The organism is Parabacteroides sp. PH5-46 (assembly GCF_029892785.1).
Taxonomy (GTDB): domain Bacteria; phylum Bacteroidota; class Bacteroidia; order Bacteroidales; family Tannerellaceae; genus DFXE01.
This window is the reverse complement of the sequence record NZ_JARXXA010000006.1, coordinates 156,723-177,314: the sequence shown is the minus strand read 5'-3', so window position 1 is coordinate 177,314 and position 20,592 is coordinate 156,723. Positions and strand designations below refer to the sequence as shown.

Annotated in this window: 17 protein-coding genes and 1 tRNA gene; 6 read left to right on the top strand and 12 right to left on the bottom strand. The window is 44.1% G+C overall.

The annotated features are described in order from the left end of the window. Positions 1 to 29: 29 nt before the first annotated feature. The 8 genes from M2470_RS08335 to M2470_RS08300 form a co-directional block, all read right to left on the bottom strand. Positions 30 to 103 (bottom strand) — tRNA-Asn (locus M2470_RS08335). Positions 104 to 287: 184 nt separating this feature from the next. Continuing rightward, positions 288 to 1,781, bottom strand: coding sequence for a histidine ammonia-lyase (hutH, locus tag M2470_RS08330; RefSeq protein WP_280744554.1), 1,494 nt, complete (start codon positions 1,779 to 1,781; stop codon positions 288 to 290). Then, positions 1,778 to 2,401 carry a cyclodeaminase/cyclohydrolase family protein gene (locus tag M2470_RS08325; RefSeq protein WP_280744555.1) on the bottom strand — a complete coding sequence of 208 codons (624 nt, stop codon included), beginning with the start codon at positions 2,399 to 2,401 and terminating at the stop codon, positions 1,778 to 1,780. The genes hutH and M2470_RS08325 overlap by 4 nt, the downstream gene beginning before the upstream one ends. 19 nt (positions 2,402 to 2,420) lie before the next feature. Next, positions 2,421 to 3,674: an imidazolonepropionase gene (gene hutI, locus M2470_RS08320; protein ID WP_280744556.1), complete on the bottom strand. Its 1,254-nt coding sequence runs from the start codon at positions 3,672 to 3,674 to the stop codon at positions 2,421 to 2,423. 2 nt (positions 3,675 to 3,676) lie between these two features. Beyond that, positions 3,677 to 4,582, bottom strand: a complete 906-nt coding sequence (gene ftcD, locus M2470_RS08315; RefSeq protein WP_280744557.1) for a glutamate formimidoyltransferase — start codon at positions 4,580 to 4,582, stop codon at positions 3,677 to 3,679. Next, positions 4,579 to 6,582, bottom strand: a complete 2,004-nt coding sequence (locus tag M2470_RS08310) for a urocanate hydratase (protein ID WP_280744558.1) — start codon at positions 6,580 to 6,582, stop codon at positions 4,579 to 4,581. Before M2470_RS08310 ends, ftcD begins: the two co-directional genes overlap by 4 nt. Positions 6,583 to 6,765: 183 nt before the next feature. Continuing rightward, the gene (gene secDF / locus M2470_RS08305) at positions 6,766 to 9,786 is read right to left on the bottom strand and encodes a protein translocase subunit SecDF (RefSeq protein WP_280744559.1); all 3,021 of its coding nucleotides are present in this window, start codon (positions 9,784 to 9,786) and stop codon (positions 6,766 to 6,768) included. 311 nt (positions 9,787 to 10,097) lie between these two features. Continuing rightward, positions 10,098 to 10,979, bottom strand: coding sequence for a PepSY-like domain-containing protein (locus tag M2470_RS08300; protein ID WP_280744560.1), 882 nt, complete (start codon positions 10,977 to 10,979; stop codon positions 10,098 to 10,100). 199 nt (positions 10,980 to 11,178) lie between these two features. Here M2470_RS08300 and M2470_RS08295 point away from each other — a divergent pair, with 199 nt between their 5' ends. Both M2470_RS08295 and M2470_RS08290 read left to right on the top strand, forming a co-directional pair. Beyond that, positions 11,179 to 12,342, top strand: a complete 1,164-nt coding sequence (locus M2470_RS08295) for a DUF4468 domain-containing protein (protein ID WP_280744561.1) — start codon at positions 11,179 to 11,181, stop codon at positions 12,340 to 12,342. Between the two features lie 10 nt (positions 12,343 to 12,352). Then, a complete protein-coding gene (locus M2470_RS08290; RefSeq protein WP_280744562.1) occupies positions 12,353 to 12,901 on the top strand; it encodes a DUF4468 domain-containing protein in 549 nt (182 codons plus the stop codon). Position 12,902: 1 nt separating this feature from the next. On the opposite strand, the gene M2470_RS08285 is transcribed toward M2470_RS08290, so the two are convergent. Genes M2470_RS08285 through M2470_RS08275 form a run of 3 tightly spaced genes read right to left on the bottom strand, consistent with a single transcriptional unit; the run spans position 12,903 to position 15,586 of the window. Beyond that, positions 12,903 to 14,024, bottom strand: coding sequence for an endonuclease/exonuclease/phosphatase family protein (locus M2470_RS08285; RefSeq protein ID WP_280744563.1), 1,122 nt, complete (start codon positions 14,022 to 14,024; stop codon positions 12,903 to 12,905). Beyond that, positions 14,008 to 14,883: a rhomboid family intramembrane serine protease gene (locus tag M2470_RS08280; protein WP_280744564.1), complete on the bottom strand. Its 876-nt coding sequence runs from the start codon at positions 14,881 to 14,883 to the stop codon at positions 14,008 to 14,010. The genes M2470_RS08285 and M2470_RS08280 overlap by 17 nt, the downstream gene beginning before the upstream one ends. Then, a complete protein-coding gene (locus tag M2470_RS08275; protein WP_280744565.1) occupies positions 14,867 to 15,586 on the bottom strand; it encodes a rhomboid family intramembrane serine protease in 720 nt (239 codons plus the stop codon). Before M2470_RS08275 ends, M2470_RS08280 begins: the two co-directional genes overlap by 17 nt. A gap of 186 nt (positions 15,587 to 15,772) precedes the next feature. Here M2470_RS08275 and M2470_RS08270 point away from each other — a divergent pair, with 186 nt between their 5' ends. Beyond that, positions 15,773 to 16,045: an HU family DNA-binding protein gene (locus tag M2470_RS08270; protein ID WP_280744566.1), complete on the top strand. Its 273-nt coding sequence runs from the start codon at positions 15,773 to 15,775 to the stop codon at positions 16,043 to 16,045. 94 nt (positions 16,046 to 16,139) lie between these two features. Here M2470_RS08270 and M2470_RS08265 read toward each other — a convergent pair whose 3' ends face one another. Beyond that, positions 16,140 to 16,811 (bottom strand): MIP family channel protein, encoded by a 672-nt coding sequence (locus M2470_RS08265; RefSeq protein ID WP_280744567.1) that lies wholly within the window; start codon positions 16,809 to 16,811, stop codon positions 16,140 to 16,142. 314 nt (positions 16,812 to 17,125) lie between these two features. Between M2470_RS08265 and M2470_RS08260 the strand changes: the two genes are divergently transcribed. Genes M2470_RS08260 through M2470_RS08250 form a run of 3 tightly spaced genes read left to right on the top strand, consistent with a single transcriptional unit; the run spans position 17,126 to position 20,580 of the window. Continuing rightward, positions 17,126 to 17,407, top strand: a complete 282-nt coding sequence (locus tag M2470_RS08260; protein ID WP_280744568.1) for an OadG family protein — start codon at positions 17,126 to 17,128, stop codon at positions 17,405 to 17,407. Between the two features lie 24 nt (positions 17,408 to 17,431). Then, positions 17,432 to 19,345: a biotin/lipoyl-containing protein gene (locus M2470_RS08255; RefSeq protein WP_280744569.1), complete on the top strand. Its 1,914-nt coding sequence runs from the start codon at positions 17,432 to 17,434 to the stop codon at positions 19,343 to 19,345. After that, a complete protein-coding gene (locus M2470_RS08250; RefSeq protein ID WP_280744570.1) occupies positions 19,345 to 20,580 on the top strand; it encodes a sodium ion-translocating decarboxylase subunit beta in 1,236 nt (411 codons plus the stop codon). The genes M2470_RS08255 and M2470_RS08250 overlap by 1 nt, the downstream gene beginning before the upstream one ends. Positions 20,581 to 20,592 lie beyond the last annotated feature (12 nt).

The following is a 20,592-nucleotide window of genomic DNA, read 5'->3' as shown; positions in this document are numbered from 1 at the left end:
GAACTACTAAACAGTAATTCTCTTTTTTGCTCTTCCTCTTGGACTTGAACCAAGGACCCTCTGATTAACAGTCAGATGCTCTAACCAACTGAGCTAAGGAAGAATTTGCTTTTGCTTATGATAATCTCTCAAAAGCGTTGCAAAAGTAATGTTTATTTCTTAATATCCAAAATTTCTTTCCAAAAATATTCATCAAAATGTCCGATGCTCCGACTAAACATACAGAAGGCTGCCTTATATTCACTAAGACAGCCTTCTACTACAATTTATTAATGCCTCAGACATTACTATACCGGATACCTTCTCAAGAAGGCTACGGTACGGTGTATCTCAGGATACATCACAATATCATCTTTTATGAAAGGGACTTCTTTCCTATAGTCTTTCAGAAATTTCTCCAGCAAAGGAGAGGTTTTGGCCGGGCGGCGGAATTCAATACCTTGTGCTCCGTTCATTAACTCAATAGCCAAGATATGATCCAAATTATCCATGATCTTGAATAGCTTGGTGGCGGCATTGGCACCCATACTTACATGGTCTTCCTGTCCGTTGCTCGACACAATCGAGTCGCTGCTGGCAGGATAGGCATACATCTTGTTCTGGCTAACCATGCTGGCAGCAGCATACTGAGGGATCATAAAGCCGGAATTCAAGCCCGGATTGGCTACCAAGAACTCAGGTAGTCCGCGTAATCCCATGATCAGTTGTGCCACCCTGCGTTCGGAGATATTTCCTAATTCGGCCAATGCAATCCCCAGGTAGTCGAAAGCAATAGCCAAGGGCTGTCCGTGGAAATTACCTCCCGAGATGATACGGTCTTCGTCAGGGAAGATCGTAGGGTTATCCGTTACCGAATTAATCTCTGTCAGCAACACATCTGTCACATAGCGGATCGCATCCTTTGTTGCTCCATGTACCTGAGGAATACAACGGAAAGAATAAGGATCCTGAATATGCGGTTTCTTTCGTGCAATCAACTCGCTTCCTTCCAGCAAGGTACGGAAAGCTTCACCGGTTTCTATCTGTCCTTTATGAGGACGCATCTGCTGGATGCAATCCATGAACGGATCAATCAGACCATCGAATGCTTCAAGGGAGATAGCAGCCACCAGGTCTGCCCTTTTAGATATTTTAAACGCACGAAGTAAGGCCGATACCCCATTCGAACTCATGAACTGCGTTCCGTTCAATAAAGCCAGACCTTCTTTACTTTTTAGCTTGACAGGTCTCCAGGCATACTCGTCAAGTACTCCCATGGCATCTCGCTTCTTCCCTTTGTAATATACATCCCCTACCCCAATGAGTGGCAGAAAGAGGTTGGCCAAAGGAGCCAGGTCACCGGAAGCGCCTAATGAGCCTCGGTCGTAAACGATTGGCAATATATCATTGTTAAAGAAATCTAGGATACGTTGTACCGTAATCACCTGTACGCCACTATGCCCCAAAGAAAGGGCATGTGCTTTCAGAAGCATCATCAGACGCACGATTACCGGACTTACCTCTTCACCTACACTACAGGCATGACTTTTCACCAGGTTTTCCTGCAAGGTGTTGAGTTCATCGGGAGAAATCGTCTTATTACACAACGAGCCAAAGCCTGTAGTGATGCCGTATAAGGGGCCTTCCTGTTGTTCGATCTTCTTGTCCAGGTAGTCGCGGCAGTGTTGGATCCGCTTGATTACGTCGGGAGTCAACTCCAGACGCATGTTCTCCGTCAGGATCTTTTCAATACTTTCAAATGTAAGAGGCTGCGCACCTACATGATATACGTTATTACTCATAAGATTTCCTTTACTTTGTTTAAAAGCAGTTGTTCTTTCTCAATCGATTGTTTTTCTAATGTATCTGCTCTTTCTGTCATTTCCCTGACAAATATTTCATCCTTGATGGAAGAAAGGTTGATCCGGACGTTTAATAAAGCGCCCAATACGGCTGTACGGGCAGCCATCATGGCAACGCAGGCGTCAGTAACGGCATTTTGATTTCCCTTTTCTGCCACATAGGCAATAGTGTCCATTACGCCAAATACTTCTTCTGCCACCATCATAGGGATACGAGCTGCATCTTTCGTGGCCTCCTGGATGGTCTGCGAGCGGACAGCCATTTGTTCATCGGTTTCTTTAGGTAGCTTGAAAGCCGCAAATACCCGGTCGTACGCCTCACTATCTTTGTCGATATACTCTATCAAACGCTGACGCAGAGGGGCTGTTTTAGCCGTAATAGCCAACATATCATTCTCTACTTCGGCATATTTCTTTTTACCGACTGTAAGATTGGCCACCATTTCAGCCAATGCCAAAGCGATTGCTCCGTTCAGAGCCGAAATACTTCCTCCGCCCGGAACCGGATCACTGCCGGCTGTTTTAGCGAGAAACTCTTTTATGGTTAAATCTGCTAACATATTTTTTATTTGTTTTTAATTAGTCATTAATTGTTATTTTCCCGTCTTTTATAGTCATAGTGACAATATTTATACCAATATGATAGGATAGGAACTTGTACGAAGGATACCGAAGGATAATCATATCGGCTTTCTTTCCTACATCAATACTACCAATGGATTCGGCACGTCCGAGGGCTGCTGCCCCGTTGATGGTCAAAGCTGTTACAACTTCTTCCGGAGTCAGTTTCATATAAATACAGGCCAAAGCTATAAGCAAAGGTATAGAGCCAGAGAAGCAACTACCCGGATTCAGGTCGGAAGCCAAAGCAACTGCACATCCTGCATCGATCATTTCCCGTCCGCGAGCGTATGACTCCTTCAATGAAAAGGCTGTCAGAGGCAAGAGGGTTGCAATTGTATCACTCTTGGCAAGTAAGCGAATGTTTTCATCCGAAGCCTGCAGCAGATGATCGGCACTTGTCGCTTTCAGCCTGACAGCTAGCTCTGCACCTCCTATATCTACAATCTCATCGGCATGTAGTTTCGGCTTCATACCATGCGCTTCGGCAGCCTTCAGCAAACGTTCGCTCTGCTCTATTGAGAAAACGCCTTTTTCGCAGAATACATCACAGAACTCCGCAAGGTCTTCCTCTTGTACAGCAGGCAATATTGTCTGAATGATATAGTCTATATATTCGTCTGCTTTGCCTTTATATTCGGGGGGAACAGCATGTGCACCCAGAAACGTACTGACAATATCTACCGGATGCTCCTCGTTCAGCTCCTCCATGACACGTAACTGTTTGAGTTCCGTTTCCAGATCCAATCCGTAGCCGCTCTTTCCTTCTACGGTTGTTACACCCATATCCAGCATATCGTCTAGACGGGCATAAGCGCTTTCCCACAGGTCGTCATACGTACTGTTACGGGTAGCCTGCATGGTATTTACAATGCCTCCTCCCCGCTCCATAATAGACATATAGCTATCACCTCTCAGGCGCCAGGAGAATTCTTCTTCCCGATAGCCGCCAAAGACGAAGTGAGTATGACTATCCACAAAGCCGGGCAACAAAGCCTTTCCTGATGCGTCAATGACAGAATAGTCATCCTCATTTAACTGAGAAAGAACCTCTTCCGTAGTCCCCACATGGGTAATGATGCCATTGGAAATGGCAACTGCTCCATTCTCAATGACTCCCAGGTCGGACATAGCTTTTCCCTTTTTCGCGGCAAAACCGGAACAGGTGACAAGTTGGGAAGTATTTTTTATCAGTAGTTTCCCTGTTTTCATGCTTATTCCATGATTCTTGCTTCCAATACCTGATCCATAGAGAAATCCTCTAATCCCAGGTAGTATGAAGCGGTATCTATCAATGCTTCCATCGGTACCAGTCCGATAATCTCACTGCCTACCACCGGAACACCATATCTGCGAGCTTCAATCCGTACAAGTTCAAAGGCTCTGTACAAGGCGGTACGGGTATAATCCGTCATATTGATGGACACCTGTACGATGCCCCGCTCTTTCAGTTCTACTCCCATAGCTTTGCAGAAGCGCAATCCGCCGCCCAGGAAGCGTATTTTCTTGGCTATACTGTCGGCTATCGCCAAATCAGCAGTTCCCAGATTTACATTATAAGCAACCAACGGCATACGGGCTCCGATAGCCACTGTTCCGGCTGTAGGATGACGTTCCGCAGGTCCAAAGTCCGGAGCCCATTCCGGCAATTTGATCTTCTCTGCCATACCTTCAAATTCACCTTTCCGGACATTCGCCAGGTTCTCTCGTTGAGGAGAAGAAGCTGACTTTTCATACAAAAATACCGGAAGCTGATAGCGTTTCGCTGCTTCGGCAGCTACTTCTTTAGACAGGTTGATAGCTTCCTCCATCGTACATCCCTTGATGGGAATAAACGGTATTACGTCTACGGCCCCCATACGTGGATGCTGCCCGGAGTGCTTGGTCAGGTCTATCAATTCTACAGCTAATCCGATGGCTTCCAACACCGCCGCCTTCAAAGCTTCAGGTTCTCCAACTACTGTAACAACCAATCGGTTATGGTCTTGATCATTGCTGTAATCCAGAAGTTTTACACCGGCCTTGGCTCTGAAAGGGCTTACTATTTTTTCTATTTTTTCCAAATCGCGTCCCTCACTGAAATTGGGGACACACTCCATAATTTTACTCCAGCTACTCATTTTTCTTTGTTTAAGTAATTCGTGATAGTTTTTAGCATTAAGTCTTCCTTCGGAATATAAGGGAGGGTTATATGATATTCTTTTTCGTATTTACTATTGAAGTCGGCAGATGTACTCATGGCATTTTTATTGCGTGCCCAGGAGCGGCGTGCCACACCACCCATCACATCCCACAACATGGCCGAACGGAGGATTTCATCCACACGCTCACTTCCGTCGAGAACCATACCAAATCCGCCATTGACGGACTTTCCGATACCTACTCCACCGCCATTGTGCAGAGCAATCAGGCTCATGCCCCGGGCAGCATTTCCGGCAAAGCATTGTACAGCCATATCGGCCATTACATTGCTTCCGTCGTATATGTTGGATGTCTCGCGGAAAGGAGAGTCTGTTCCACTCACATCGTGATGGTCTCTCCCCAGCATAATGGGGCCAACTTCGCCATCGCGAACCATTTTGTTAAAACGTAAAGCTATATTCATTCGCCCTTCGGCATCCTGATACAGGATACGGGCTTGTGTTCCTACTACCAACTGGTTTTTCTCGGCATCCCGGATCCAATTATAATTGTCCAGATCCTGTCCACGACGGGTCGGGTCGATACATTCCATGGCGGCCTGGTCAGTCTTAATCAGGTCTTCATGCTTACCACTCAGGCATACCCAGCGGAACGGGCCATATCCGTAATCAAACAACTCAGGCCCCATGATATCTTCCACGTAAGAAGGCCAGATAAAGCCGTCTTTCTCATCTATGCCATTCTTGGATATTTCTTTCACGCCAGCATCATAGATAGCCTTCATAAAGGAGTTACCATAATCGAAGAAGTACGTCCCTTTGGCTACCAGCTTCTTGATTACTTTATAATGCCTGCCGAGGGTTTGATCTACTTTGCGGTTGAATTCCTCCCGGTTATGAGCCAACAGATCCGTCCGTTCCTCAAATGAAATACCTGCTGGGCAATATCCTCCCTCGTATACCGCATGGCAAGAGGTTTGATCACTCAGTAAGTCTATATGTATGTTTTCTTTCTCGGCATATTCCAGTAAATCAACGATATTCCCATGATAGGCTACCGATACCGGCTCTTTCTTATCTATTGCTTTACGGGTATATGCAAAGGCTTCTTGCAGATTGTCTGTTGCATACTGTACCCAGCCTTGCGTTGTACGGGTCTTGATCCGCGACTCATCCACTTCGGCTATAATACAGGCGGCTCCGGCAATAACAGCAGCTTTGGGCTGAGCCCCACTCATGCCTCCCAAGCCGGAAGAAACGAACAGATAGCCTCTTAAGTCTTTATCCTGCGGTATTCCCAGCTTCAAGCGTCCGGCATTCAACAGGGTATTAAAGGTACCGTGAACAATGCCTTGCGGACCAATATACATCCACCCACCGGCTGTCATCTGCCCGTAATTGGCTACTCCCATCTGGGCAGCTACGTGCCAGTCTTTCAGATTGTCAAACATCCCAACCATCATCGAGTTGGTGATGATCACACGCGGTGCGTCGGGCTTTGACTTAAACAAGCCTAAAGGATGCCCAGACTCAATAACCAAGGTCTGCTCGTTGGTCAAGACTTCCAGGTATTTCTTTATCAGGCGGTATTGCATCCAGTTCTGGCATACCTGCCCTGTTTCGCCATAGGTTACCAACTCATAAGGATAGAGAGCAATATCAAAACAGAGGTTATTATCAATCATTACCTGAAAGGCTTTCCCCTCCAGGCAGTTTCCTTTATATTCATCAATAGGTTTGGCGTTCAGATCTCCTTCAGGCCGATATCTATAACCATAGATGCGTCCGTACGTTGCCAACTCGTCCATAAATTCGGGAGCCAATGTTTCGTGCAATTCTTCAGGAATATAACGAAGTGCGTTTTTAAGAGCTGTAACCGTTTGTGCTGGCGTTAAAGTATAGCCCCGATCCGGCGCACGCCGTATACCGGGAACAAAAGAAGGATAATCAGGTAATTGATTACTAAGATATATATCCATATTCCATAAAGTTAAAGAGTTGCTTACAGTTTGTAAGCTATACTGTCATAAAACGGCTGCAATTTAGATATATTAAATAATATTTCAAACCGGTTATTGCATGTTTATTAGCATATTGACAAAAAACAAAGAAGCTGCCCCGTTTCCGAGACAGCTTCTTATATATAAGATAGAATATATCCTTTATTTAGCAGCTGTAGCCAAAGATTTTTTAGCGATTTTTCTCTTCTGTATTTCGTATGCAATCGGGGTTGCGATAAACAATGTAGAATAAGTTCCTACCACAATACCCAGCAAAATTGCAAATGTGAAACTACGGATTGTACTACCACCCAGGATAAAGATACAAAGTACAACAATTAAGGTAGAGAATGTTGTATTAAGCGTACGTGAAAGCGTAGAGTTCAATGCATCATTTATAACCTGGTATCTGTCGCGTTTCGGATAAAGACCTATCGTTTCACGGATACGGTCGAATACAACCACCGTGTCATTGATAGAGTACCCGATAACTGTCAGGATAGCAGCGATAAACGTCTGGTCTATCTCCATAGAGAAAGGCAAAATCTTCCAAAGCATGGAGTAAAACGCAATGATACACAATGTAGTTACAGCTACCGAGAAGAATGTACCGATTGAGAAAGAGATATCCCTAAAACGAACCAGAATATAAAGTGCCATACAGATCATAGCGAATATTACAGCAAGTATAGCTGCATTCTTGATATCATCTGCCATACTTGGCCCTACCTTCTGCGAACTCTTGATATAATCTCCCGAGAACTGCTCCAGTGTTGTACCGGCAGGTAGAAGAGATTTTACTCCTTCAAATATTCTGGATTCGACATCCTGATCTACTTCCGGACTGTTATCTGCAATCTTATAGTTGGTAGATATACGAACCTGATCTTGTGAACCAATGGTAATAACACTTACTGCGCCTTCCAGCTGCTCGTCTAACAGATCACGAACTTCCGCAGTATTTACATCCTGCTGGAAACGTACGATATAGTTACGTCCACCAGTGAAGTCGATACCATTGTTCAAACCAACAGTTGCCAGTGAAATAGCACCTATAATGATGATCACTGCAGGAATCAGATAACCTGTTTTACGCATTCCCAGGAAGTTGATCTTCGGATCGGTCAACAGGTCTTTGCTGACAGAAGTAGTGAATGTAATGTTCTTCAGTTTATCTTTAGCCAGTAATGCTTCGTAAACGATACGGGTTAAGAATACAGCCGTAAGGAATGAAGCGAACAAACCAATAATCAATGTAGTAGCAAAACCACGGATAGGACCTGTTCCGAAATAGAACAATACCACACCTGTGATAATAGACGTTAAGTTCGCGTCAAAGATGGCAGAGAAAGCATTGCTATATCCGTCTGCAATTGCTTTTGCCAAGCCTTTACCTGCGCGAAGCTCTTCTTTTGTACGTTCATAGATCAACACGTTTGCGTCTACCGCCATACCCAGCGTAAGCACCATACCCGCAATACCCGGCAAGGTAAGTACCGCCTGGAAAGAGGCAAGAATACCCATTGTAAAGAAGATATTCAATATCAAAGCTCCGTTGGCAATCATACCCGGTATGATTCCGTACATCGTACACATATAGGCCATCAGCAGTATCAAAGCCAGAATGAAAGAGATCACCCCTGCATTGATTGCTTCTTGTCCCAGTGAAGGACCTACTACGTCTTCCTGTACGATATTAATAGAAGCTGCCATTTTACCAGACTTCAACACGTTTGCCAAGTCCTTCGCTTCTTCCGGCGTAAATGAACCGGAGATTTGAGAACGGCCTCCTGTAATTTCGTCGTTTACACGGGGAGCTGAATACACCAACTCGTCCAGTACAATCGCGATAGATTTGCCGATATTATCTTTTGTCAGACGCGCCCAGGCTTTCGCACCTTCGGCATTCATCGACATACTAACCTGCTGTTCCGAGCGACCGGCTGTCTGCGAGAAGTCGGCTACTGCATCCGTAACTACATCACCACCCAAAGCCGGGCTACCGTCACGGTTGGTTACTTTAATAGCATATAGTTGGTAATACAGTTCTTTTTCATCAATCGCCTTTACACCCCACTTCAGAGAAAGGTTACGAGGCAAGATGTCTTTCACCTGGCGCATGCTCAGATATTCGTCTATTTTCGCACGATCTTTGGTGTGTGCAATACCTACGATTGAGCCGGGAGCCAACTGTCCGTTATAGGTGTTCAGTTGCAAGAGGGCAAACAAGGGATGTTGTTTGGCATATTCTTCCATCGACTGGGCAGCCTGGGCATCTGTAGTTTCTCCGGCAAGCTGTGAAAGCAATGAGTCTGCTTCGTTGGCATCTACTGAGTCGGTAGACTGTTGCAATTCGTCCAGCAGATTGTCAGCCGCAGGAGTTGCTTCTGTTGTTTCCGTTTGTACAGGCGTTTTGTCAGCCAGCAAAGTAGCCAGCAGATTGTCTGCAGAAATCAACTGCTGATAGATTTCAGACAGTTCATATGTTTCCCAGAATTCCAGGTTCGCACTACCCTGAAGCAGTTTACGAACACGTTCGGGTTCTTTCACACCGGGAAGTTCCACCAGGATACGTCCGGCAGTTTCCAAACGCTGGATATTCGGAGATACCACCCCAAAACGGTCGATACGCGTACGCAACACGTTGAATGAGTTGTCTATCGCGCTGGTTGACTCGCTTTTAAGTACAGCTATCACCTGAGCATCCGTGCTCTGAGGTGTAATTTTATCTTTTAATTCAAATGTGCTGAATATAGCGGAGAGACGGGCTCCCGGGTCTAACTTCTTGTATTCTTCAGCAAAGAGGTCGATATAATCTCTGTTGCTGGTAGCCTGGCGGGCGTAGGCCAAGTCTAACGCTTTGTTGAAGTTTTCGTCCTGATTATTGTTTGATAATGAGCGAACTACGTCGGGCACATTCAGCTCGAGTACTACGTTCATACCACCTTTCAGGTCAAGACCTAAGGTTACTTCCATTTCACGGCATTGCTTGAGGGTATACCCAAGCCATACTTTCTGGGTATTCAAAGAGTCCAGGTATGCACTCTCTTTTACAGGGTCTCCACCTGCATACTCAGCGGCTTTCGCATTGTAATGGTTCGTTACAAACGAGAACGATAAGTAGAACAAACACACAAGCGTAAGTAACACCGCGAAGACCTTTACAAATCCTTTGTTTTGCATTTGAATCTTATATTTATATTATTACATTATTTATTATTTGTTTTTTACAGGGTGCAAATATAGAGTTTTTTTTCTTTGTCAAAGAGTAAAATCAATAATTATCATCACTTTTCAGCAGATTACAGATGAAAGGACATATTATCCTGTGGACTTTTTCACTCCTGAAAAAATACTTTTTATTTAGAGGTACGTCTAAATCCGTTTAGAGGTACCTCTAAATTATTTTTAACCTACTTCTGATGAAAAAAGGAAAAAAAGAAAGCCCGCTAATAGCGAGCTTTTATGTGAAAATGAATTAGAGAATATCGGATTTAGTAACTAATAGCGCTGGTCAAACGTCCTTCTTCCGTAATCGTAAGAATCACGTTTTTAGACTCTTGCTCAAAGTAGTACAGATAATTCAGACCGTTGCTACCAATCTTTGCCTTTACGTTGTTTACTGTTTGCGAACCATATTTGGAATTCTTAAAACCTGCTACAACAACATCCGGAATTTCGTTGTCGTGAAGATCCCAAATAGTTGCTACCCAGGAGTAATCCGCATCAAAGCTGACAACCTTATATCTTACCCCGTCTAATATACCTACATTGGTTATCTGGAAACTGGTAGAAGTAACATCAACAATCACCGCATTACTGAATATTTTCTGCAGGGCAACAGAGAGTTCAGAGGAGAAGTCAATCGGCTCATCAGTAATATCTTGCGAATCGTAAGCTGTTTTGATATAGTCGCCATATTGAGTGAAATAAACATTTATGTCATTGTTATCTTCCGTTACCTCAACCTGGTAGATCGTGCTCAGGTTTTTACGATCAAGCTGATGGGCTCCTTTCACCTGCCATCCTGAAACATTCATCTGTGATAACACAGTGGAGACGGCTGTTTCAAACTTAGCTGACGAAACACTTGTTTTTCCTACTTCAAGTTCTCCGCTTTCGCTATACCAGGCAGTAGCCGGCTCGGTATTGAGGCTGAAATCAGCCACATAGTAATCATCTTTTATTGACCAGCTTATGTGTTCTGCACCTTGGTAATCATCGTAAAAAGCCTTTAAAACAAGAGTTCCGGGATTTATACTTGTTGTTACTGCTGAAGCATCCCCATTTTCGGACAATGTATCCGAAGAACATCCTGTTGACATCAACGCCAATACAACAGCCAGTATCCATATATTATATTTACTCTTTTTCATGACTTTATCTATAAATTGTTTTTTAATTCCTGCTTCTACCCTTTAAACAAGAAGCACCAGATAAAGTTTTACTTCCATTTTTATAAGTTGATAAATATTTTAGATGAAATTATCCAAACAATCTATAAAATGGGCTGTTTAACATAGTTTCGGTAATAAAATAGATATCTTTGTTCGGAAAAACAAGAAAATTTTAAACATGAAGTATCTATTATTCATCGTGTTACTCATCCCTGCATTCCTTTATGCTCAGACGGATGACAAGTATCTGGCCGGAGCTGTGCCGGAAGTAGACGGGAAAGTGGTTTTTTCAAAAACAATAAATGTTTCTTCCCTCTCTCAGAAGGATATTTTTGACACGTTATTAGCCTGGGCTAAAGAGCGTTTCAACGATGACAAGAACCGGATTCTTTATCAAAACAGGGAAGAAGGCGACATCGCCATTAGTGGGGAAGAGTATCTGGTTTTTTCGAGTACAGCCTTGGCGCTCGACCGCTCATTGATAAACTACCGCATGATCTTTGAATGTGAAGGACATACCTGCAAAATCTCCGTTCAGGGCATCCGCTACGAATATAATGTTGCATACCAGCGAGAACCGGAACGCTATACTGCCGAAGAGTGGATAACCGACAGTAAAGCCTTAAGCAAAGGGAAGTTAGCTCGGGTGAACGGAAAATTCCGGACAGCCACCATTGATTATGCAACCCTTCTGATGGACGAAGCAGCCGCTGCTTTAGGGACTTCTGCTTTGACTGTTGCACCCAAAGCGCCTGTTGTGCAGGAAACTATTGTTGAAACACCGACTCCGTCTGCGCCTGCAAATGTTATTTCCGAATCTGCTCCCTCAAATACGTTTGCCGGATTTAAACAGATCACACCCGACAAAATACCAGGGAATATCATCAAAATGCTCTCTGAAGATTGGATGCTTATTACAGCTGGAAATGAAACGTCTTTCAACATGATGACAGCCAGCTGGGGTGGCTTGGGTTACGTGTTCGGAAAGCCGGTAGCTACCTGCTTTATCAATCCTACGCGCTACACCTATCAGTTAATGGAAAAGAATGATACTTATACACTTACCTTCTATACAGAAGCCTACAGGGAAGCCTTGAAATATTGCGGAAGCACATCCGGCAAAGACGCCGACAAAGTGAAAGGATCGGGACTTACTCCCATCACAACACCATCGGGTAGCAAGGCTTTTGGCGAAGCCTGGATGATTATCGAATGCCGCAAGCTCATCTCACAATCGTTAAGCACAGAATCAATTAGCAATCAGGAGCTTCGCGAAGAGTGGCTGGGGAAACAGATTAACAAAATGTATATAGGCGAAATTATCAATGTTTGGATCAAATAATAAAGCAATTATGAAGAAACATTTACTACTTATACTCTGCTTTTTTTCCTGCGTTTCAGCTATGTCCCAAGGACATAAAGGTACCACCAAAGATTGCGCCCCGATGAAGAGGGGGAAGGTATGCTATACCGATACCGTAGAAGCCCCCGGACTCGCAAAAGAAGCGCTATTCAAGGCTATCGACGCATGGGCAAGGAAGAACTACGGGAAAGACGTATTCATGTCGAATGTATCATCAAATGCAAGCAAAAGCAGCATATTGGTGAGCTCCAAAGTAGAACTGCTGATGGATGATTCTACCAAAACACTCCTGCGGTATAAAATGTATGTCACTTGCCATAATGAAGGATATACGGCAGAGGTGAGGGATATACGTTATCAATATGATGCAGAGGGGGATAAACGCTTCAAAACCTATACGGCGGAAGAGGTAATTGCCGATAACGGATTGAGCAACACAGCTGCATCGATAAAAGACCCGGTGCTGTTCTGCAACGCCACTTATTTCTTTGTTGAGAGCTTGTTTGCAGACCTATACGCCGCATTAAAAGAGGAATGAATCACTCTTCCAGCTTCAGATAGCAATATACAGGATAGTGGTCGGAGTATTTAACATGCCCTACCCTGCAATTAATGGCTTGCATATTAGCGGAATATAGGATATGATCTATCCTGAACCAGAAAAAGTTTTGATTATAGGTAACACCTAATCCCCTGCCCGACTCGGCAAAAGCGTCGAGCAGCGAGCCTTGTATCTTTCGGTGGGCATATGAAACAGGGGTGTCGTTAAAGTCGCCACACACCAGCAGATAGTCACTTTTCGCACGCTGTATTTCATCCGCAATTATCCGTGCCTGCTTGGCGCGTATAAGGAATGCGGGGCCCAGTTTCCGTTGGATCGTACCCTTCAGCTCGTCAAAGGTTTCTGGGCCTACTCCCTTTATAAAGTCGGAATAGCGGGTTTTATCATCCATGGTGAGCTTAAACGACTCCAGGTGATTGTTTATCAAGGTCATGCTTTTTCCATTGATATCTAATTCGTGGACTGCTGAGCCGTTGTACTCACTACCGTATTCTATCTTGCGGGATTTAAGGATCGGAAATTTAGAGTAAACAGCCAGGCCCCAGTTCTTACTTTGCAGTGGTACAAAGGAATGATAAGGATACATTCCCAGGGCATTATTCAGCTTCTTTTCAGTAATCTTAGATTTATTAATATGACATTCTTGCAGACAAACAATATCTGCTTCTGAGTTAATAATATATCGGACGATCTCGTTTGGCTCCTCTTTCGTATGATCTTTGTAGGCAAATCCCATAACGTTGTATGTTAGCACTTTGATAACGCCCTCTTCCGGTACAGGTTTGGATTTGATATGCAGAGGGAAGTAGCTCCGCACAGGCTTCCAACAGACAACAAAAGCAATAACTCCGATCAGCAAAAACTTCCACTGGTGAAGGATGATCCAATACACCAAGAAACATGCATTCATCAGGCAAATAAAAGGGAAAATCAAACCTATATACGAAAAGAAGAGGCTTCTGTTGGGAGAGACATAGTCGGAATAGGCCGATACAATCAGCAATAGTGCAGCCAATACGTTGGCTATCACAAAAAAGTATTGAATAATACTCTTGAAAAAAATGATTCCCTTGCCTGTTCCCTTATTTTTTGCTGGCATCAAATAATCTCTTTTTTTCTTCCGACGAAAGGCTTTCATAGCCGGAACGTTTCAACTTATCCAGTATAGCATCCAGATCTATATTCTCCTGATGCTTACGGGCATTATAATCATAGTCGGTCTCCTTGCGTTTATAAGAAACATACATCTTAGACTTCGGTTTCCTTATGTTCACAATTTTGTCTATCAGCCTGTTTATCGGTGCTGTAAGGTCTTTGCCCTCTTTGATCCGACTTGCAAACCAAATGCCCAGAAGCGCTCCTCCTATATGGGCGATATGCCCTCCGGCATTTGAAGAAGTAATAGACAGAAAGTCAATAACAAATGCCGCAACTGCCAAATAAATCAGCTTGATTCTCCCAATGAACATCAACCCGATTTCATAATCTTTCCGGTAAAAAGAAACGGCAAAAACAATCGCCATAACAGATGCGGAAGCTCCAATCATAGTAGCCGACTGCATCTCGCGAAAATAAGGAAATATATTAAATGCTACAAGATACAAGATGGATCCAGCTATACCGCCTAAAAAATAAATGCCACCTAATTGCCGGGGAACGAAAAACTGTAGAAAGATCTTCCCAAACCAATAGAGCCACAGCATATTAAAGAGGATATGCAAAAAGTCGTAATGAACAAACATATAGCTAATAAGCGTCCAGGGCTTATAGAGCAACGACTCTAAAGAGGAGGGTACCCCTAAATATGTCAGAATTTGAATATCTCTTACATTAAACAGCAGGAAGCATACCGCAATCAGGCGGATAATAACAAATATCCCTACATTTATATATATAAGTTTCGCAAGCAGACTACCTTGGCGAAACGTTTGCTTCAAATCTTTAAAAATACCGTCCATTCTCTGCATCCTTCTTTTTCCAATAACGGATTAAAAAATAACCAAAGAGCATTCCTCCCAAGTGGGCGAAGTGTGCAACATTATCTCCACTGAAGTTGGAAACACCCAGGAATAATTCGATAAGCCCGTATCCCACAACAAAATACTTTGCCTTTATGGGGATAGGGACAAACATAATATAGAGAGGAACATCCGGAAACTTCATCCCAAAGGCCAGCAATATACCAAATACTGCGCCGGAAGCTCCTACTGTAACAAACAGGTTCAGAAACTCACTTTTAGCCATTAACTGAACACCATTCAGGTTCACCATATCATGGCCGGAGAAAAGAACATCGCGCAACTCAAAAAACCAGGACAACTCCTGTATCAATCCCGCACCCACTCCCGTAACCATGTAAAAGATCAGGAAACGCTTAGGCCCCCACACCTGCTCAAGGATACGTCCGAACATATAAACAGCAAACATATTGAAAAACAAATGGCTGATAGAACGCGTATCGTGCATGAACATATAGGAAATGAACTGAATCGGATTAAAGTTCTTTGCCCCGGGAAAATGCAAGCCCAACAATGCCACTAAATCAACATTTACTTTGGGTAAAGTAATACTCGCAATCCAAAAAAGAACATTAATAATAATCAAGTTTTTAGTAACAACGGGTATGGAATTTAAGAAGCCGGAATTATTCTGATTCATCATTGTTTCATCGATTTTGTAAAGCAAAGGTATATATATATTTGCGATTTTATGGCGTTTAGATATTAAAACACAAAAAAACGATAAAAAAAAACACAAATTCTTTGTTGTATACTAAAATAAAAGTACATTTGGTGCCAGTAAAAGGCTATTATAAGAATTGTTTAATACGAATAATTTTTTAACATTATGAACAAAACAGAATTTATTAGTGCTGTAGCTGAGAAATCTGGCTTAAGCAAAGTTGACGCAAAAAAAGCTGTTGACGCTTTTATTGAAACAGTTTCTGACGAAATGAAGAAGGGTGAAAAAATTGCATTGTTAGGATTCGGTTCTTTCTCAGTTTCGGAAAAAGCAGCTCGCAAAGGTGTTAACCCTAAAACAAAACAGCCTATTAACATTCCTGCTCGCAAAGCAGTTAAATTTAAAGCTGGTTCTGAACTTTCCAATTTAGTGAAATAAGCAGAATAAAAAAAGTCTTTCTTTAAAGGGAAATAAAAGAAGCCATCCTACTCGTTGGGATGGCTTCTTTTTTGTATTAAAATGTATTCTCTTTTTATTCTTCCGTATCTATTACGTTCCAAACCAATGCTGATAAAGCCGCACCTACAAACGGAGCTACGATAAACAACCAAAGGTGAGCCAGATGTTCGCCGCCTGCAAAAAGAGCCGGACCAATGCTACGAGCCGGATTCACAGACGTTCCGGTGATAGGGATACATACAATATGCACCAACACTAAAGTAAGACCGATAGCCAAACCTGCAAAATTACCGGCACCTCCCTTAGAAGTAGTTCCCAGTACCACCAACACAAAGATAAAGGTAAACACCGCTTCGGCAATGAATGCTGTTACTACGGCATCACTTGCATAATTGTTTGCCCCAGTTAAAGTAGTGGCAGAGCCTGAACCGCTGGCCAGCAAAAATAAAATAGAAGAACCAATGATCGCCCCAATTACCTGGAACAGCATATACATCCCGGCATCTTTTCCCGACATTCTCTTTGAAAGAAATACACCCAGGGTAATGGCCGGATTGATATGACATCCGGAGATTTTGCCGATTGTATAGGCCATTGCTATAACAGACAAACCAAAGGCAAGGGCTACTCCCAGCGTTCCTACAGATGATACAATCTGTCCGCCTGTGCCGGCAAATACGGCAGATCCGCAACCCATAAGTACCAGAACCATTGTTCCGATCATTTCAGCTAAATACTTTTTCATTTTGTTATTAATTAAATTAAATGATGGATTTATAAATAAATATTTATCCTATTATCAAAACAAAAGTATAAATAAAAAAACAAATAATAAACACTTACGGCTCACAAATAGTCGTTTATGATAAATCGCAAGTAGTTTGCCTCTTTTTCTTATCAATCAGAAGAAATATTTACATTACATATACGTTTTTTTATTTTTTTAATAGAAGAAGTATTAGGTCGATATATCTTGAATTAGTACATTTGCAACTGTTTTTAATTTGGCGGAAAATTTTCTTTTTGAAAGATTTGGATCCCTCTCTAATATTTTTTCTAATGGAAAACATAGAAACAGGACTCTTATTAATGGTTGTAGGAATGGCGACAGTGTTCGCAATTTTACTGATTGTCATTTATTTAGGCAAAGGTTTGATTGCGTTTGTGAATAAATATATCCCCGAGGAGATTATAGTTAAAAAGCGAACAGCTGCCGTACAGTCGCAATCGCTTCCACACACACAGGACAACAGTATGCCCGGTGCTACTACAGCGGCAATCGTATCAGCCATTAGTGTGCTGACCGGTGGGAAAGGAAAGGTCATTAAGATTGAAAAGTAATAAACCAGCTATACATATTTTTATATGAAAAGAGAAATCAAATTCAGTTTGGTCTTCAGAGACATGTGGCAATCAGCCGGAAAGTATGTTCCTCGTGTTGACCAACTTACCAGAGTTGCTCCAGCCATTATCGAAATGGGTTGTTTTGATCGCGTAGAAACGAATGGCGGAGGTTTCGAACAAGTAAATCTATTATTCGGAGAGAACCCTAATAAGGCGGTACGCGAGTGGACAAAGCCATTCAACGAAGCCGGCATACAAACACACATGCTTGACCGCGCATTGAACGGCCTTCGCATGAGCCCGGTTCCCGACGATGTGCGCCAGTTGTTCTATACCGTTAAAAAGGCACAGGGAACCGATATCGCCCGTACCTTCTGCGGACTGAATGATGTGCAAAACATTGCCCCCTCTATCAAGTATGCGAAAGAAGCAGGTATGATCTCACAATGCTCTCTTTCCATCACGCATTCGCCTATCCACACCGTTGAGTATTACACCAAGATGGCCATTGAGCTCATTGAGTTGGGCGCAGACGAGATCTGCATAAAAGATATGGCCGGGATAGGACGTCCTCATTCGCTGGGATTGATCGTAAAGAACATAAAAGCTAAATACCCCGAAATCCCCATCCAATATCACAGTCACGCAGGGCCTGGTTTTAATGTAGCTTCTATTCTGGAAGTCTGCGATGCCGGTTGCGACTATATCGACGTAGGTATGGAGCCTCTCTCGTGGGGTACCGGACATGCCGATTTGCTGACAGTACACGCCATGCTGAAAGATGCCGGATACAAAGTGCCCGACATCAACATGGAAGCCTACATGAAGGTAAGAAGCATGGTACAGGAATTCATGGACGACTTCCTCGGCCTATACATCAGTCCGAAGAACCGCTTGATGAACTCCCTATTGATCGGCCCCGGATTGCCGGGAGGTATGATGGGAAGCTTGATGTCCGACCTCGAGAAGAACCTCGAAAGCATCAATAAGAGCAACATAAAGAACAACAAGCCTCTGATGTCGGAAGACCAACTGCTCATCAAGCTGTTCGACGAAGTGGCCTACGTATGGCCGCGCGTTGGCTATCCTCCTTTGGTTACTCCTTTCAGCCAATACGTGAAGAACCTGGCGATGATGAACGTCATGCAGCTCGAAAAAGGCAAAGCCCGCTGGAGCATGATAGCCGATGATATCTGGGACATGATACTCGGAAAGGCCGGACGCCTGCCCGGCAAGCTGGCTCCCGAAATCATAGAAAAGGCCAAACTGGAAGGACGCGAATTCTTCGAGGGCAATCCGCAAGACAACTATCCCGACGCCCTGAACAAATATCGCAAACTCATGAACGAGAAGCAGTGGGAAATGGGCGAAGACGACGAAGAACTATTCGAATACGCCATGCACCCCGCTCAATACGAAGCCTATCGCTCCGGAAAAGCCAAAGTGGAATTCCTGGCAGACGTGGCCAAGCGTAAAGCAGAGCAGAATGTACCGGCAGCCGAAGCTCAACCGGCAGCCCAATCACAAGCCGCCTCTTTCGCCTTGCCTACCACTCCTCAGGTAATGAGCGTAGATGTAAACGGACAGAAATACCAGGTAACGGTAGACTTTGGAAACACCTCCTCAGCCGCCGCTCCCGCCGCTTCAGCACCTGTAGCAGCTCAACCGGCAGCCGCTCCCGCAGCAAGCAATAGTGCCGGTGGTGGAGAAGAAGTACTGTCGCCGCTGGAAGGAAAATTCTTCCTCGTGAAAGGTACCTCTGATACACCCCTCAAGGTAGGCGATACCGTAAAAGAAGGCGATGTCCTGTGCTACATCGAAGCAATGAAAACATACAATGCCGTGCGTTCGGAATTTAGCGGTACAATCACCTCTATACTCCCTGCTCCGGGCGACACAGTAGCCGAAGATGACGTATTAATGACCATCGGATAATGAAGGAGATAATTAGCAACCTGTATGAAATGACGGCTTTCAGCAATATAATTGCCGAGCCGCAGTTCCTCATCATGTACCTATTGGCCTTCGTATTGCTCTACCTTGGTATCAAGAAAGAGTACGAGCCTTTGCTGTTGGTACCCATAGCCTTCGGAGTGTTGCTGGCCAATTTCCCCGGTGGCGACATGGGCATCATACAAGCCGACGAAAACGGAGCCGTAAATATACATGGTGTGATGAAGAACATCTGGGAGATGCCTCTGCACGACATCGCCCACGAGATGGGTCTGATGAACTTCCTCTACTACATGCTGATCAAGACTGGCTTCCTGCCCCCCGTTATCTTCATGGGCGTGGGAGCACTTACCGACTTCGGGCCGATGCTGCGCAACCTGCGCCTCTCCATCTTCGGAGCGGCAGCTCAGCTGGGAATCTTCACCGTTTTGCTCGTTGCCATACTAATGGGCTTCACGCCCAAAGAAGCAGCCGCACTCGGTATCATCGGAGGTGCCGACGGACCAACCGCTATCTTTACCACCATCAAGCTGGCGCCCCATCTACTGGGTCCCATCGCCATTGCCGCATACTCCTATATGGCATTGGTACCGGTAATCATACCCTTGGTAGTCAACCTGCTTTGCTCCAAAAAGGAACTGCGCATCAACATGAAAGAACAGGAAAAGAAATACCCTTCCGACGTAGAGATAAAGAACATGCGCGTGCTGAAGATCATCTTCCCGATAGCCGTAACCGTTATCGTAGCCCTTTTCGTACCCTCTGCCGTGCCCTTGATCGGTATGTTGATGTTTGGCAATCTGATTAAAGAAATCGGAGCCACCACCGCCCGTCTGCACGATGCCATTTCCAATAGCATCATGAACACGGCAACCGTATTCCTGGGCCTATGCGTAGGAGCCACCATGACGGCCGAAGCCTTCCTCAATTTCACCACCATCGGAATTGTAGTAGGAGGATTCCTGGCCTTTGCCCTCTCTATTGCCGGAGGTATCTTTATGGTAAAACTATTCAATCTCTTTACCAAGAAGAAGATCAACCCCCTCATTGGAGCTACCGGACTCAGTGCCGTACCCATGGCATCACGTGTAGCCAATGATATAGCCCTCAAGTACGACCCCAAGAACCACGTCCTGCAATACTGCATGGCCAGTAACATCTCAGGCGTTATCGGATCGGCCGTAGCCGCCGGAGTATTGATCTCCTTCTTGGGATAACAGAAAAATAAC